Source organism: Promicromonospora kroppenstedtii DSM 19349 (assembly GCF_000515355.1).
Taxonomy (GTDB): Bacteria; Actinomycetota; Actinomycetes; order Actinomycetales; family Cellulomonadaceae; genus Promicromonospora; species Promicromonospora kroppenstedtii.
In genome coordinates this window covers 1-1,370 of sequence record NZ_KI911705.1, presented here as the reverse complement: position 1 = coordinate 1,370, position 1,370 = coordinate 1, and the positions used below count along the sequence as shown (strand labels likewise).

At 73.1% G+C, this 1,370-nt stretch carries 2 protein-coding genes; both read right to left on the bottom strand.

Annotated features, from left to right (window positions below):
* Nucleotides 1-229: 229 nt before the first annotated feature.
* Entirely contained in the window at nucleotides 230-685 is a 456-nt protein-coding gene (locus PROKR_RS18775) for an Hsp20/alpha crystallin family protein (protein WP_036965671.1), read from the bottom strand.
* Nucleotides 686-824: 139 nt separating this feature from the next.
* Nucleotides 825-1,370 (bottom strand): methylenetetrahydrofolate reductase (locus tag PROKR_RS18770; RefSeq protein WP_036965669.1); only part of this gene is annotated, 546 nt, incomplete at its 5' end.

Below are 1,370 nucleotides of genomic sequence, written 5' to 3'. Positions count from 1 at the left end.
CTGCACTCGGTGGAGCTGTGGTCGTGTTCGTGCACGGTGGGGCCTCCACGGGTCGGTCGCGCTGGTACGTGCCGATTTTTCATCCGTAGTATCGGCCGACCTGACGACCCCGGGGTACATCACATCCGGGCCATACCCTGGGCACGATGCCGGCGCGCCCGGCCGCCCTGGACATGCCGGACGCCCGGGTCACCGGGGTGACCCGGGCGTCCGACGCCGCGAGCGGGACCTACTGCTCGATGGTCTGGCGGCCCTCGGACGAGCCCTGGCCGATCGGCGTCGACCCGGCCGAGTGCGCCACGTCGATCCTGCGCGGCTTCGCCTCCTCGCTGACCGGGATCGTCAGCGCGAGCACGCCGTCGGCGTACGACGCCTCGATCCTGTCGAGGGCGAGACCGCGGCCCATGGTGAGCTGCCGGGCGAACGTGCCCGTCGGCCGCTCGCGCACCAGCCACTGTGCGCCGTCGTCCGAGCGCTGCGTGCGCTCCGCACGGACCGTGAGCGTGCGGTCCTCGACCGAGACATCGATGGTGCCGGGGTCCACACCGGGCAGGTCCATCGAGAGGACGTAGTGGTCGCCGGTGCGGAACAGGTCCATCGGCATGGCACCGGACTGCCGCGTGTTGCCGGCGAACGTGCCGAACAGACGGTCCATCTCCTGGAACGGGTCCCAGTAGGTAGCCATCGCGCATCACCTCCTATGACGATGCGGCCCTGGCCCCTCCAGGGCCGCAGCGATCGGCGACGACCTCGGCCGCCGCCTGGCTACGCCTCCCATTCTGGCACTCGACCCCCGAGAGTGCCAACCCTCCGGCGTGCGTGTCTCAGGCGGCCGCCCGGCCCGTGAGGCCCACGCGCTCGAGCAGGTCCAGGGCGGGGCGGTGCTTGTTGAAGGTGTACACGTGCAGGCCGGGCGTGCCGGCGTCGAGCACCTCGCGCGCGAGCGCCGCGGAGTACTCGATGCCGTGCGCGTGCTGGGCCTCGGGGTCGACGGCGCCGTCGGGCGCGGTGAGCCGGTCGAGGTCCCGCAGGAGCTCGGGGGGCGCCGCCACCCCGGTGAGCTCCTGGACGCGGCGCAGACGGCGGGCCTCGGTGGTGGGCAGGATCCCGGCGAGGATCGGGATGGTCACGCCCTCCGCCCGGGCCGCCTCGACGAACCCGGTGTACGAGTCCGCGCGGTAGAAGAACTGGGTGATCGCGAAGCTCGCGCCCGCCTCCTGCTTCTCCAGGAGCCGGCGTACCTCCTGCTCGCGCGTGGTGCCGGCCCCCGGGTTGCCGTCCGGGAACGTCGCGACGGCGATCGCCAGCGGCCGGGCGGCCGAGCGCAGCGCCGTGCTGACGTCGGCGGCGCACCGCCGCTCGTCCACCTG

Excerpts from the sequence above, each read along its gene's own strand:
- PROKR_RS18775 (WP_036965671.1), bottom strand. The coding sequence starts at position 685 with ATGGCTACCTACTGGGACCCGTTCCAGGAGATGGACCGTCTGTTCGGC.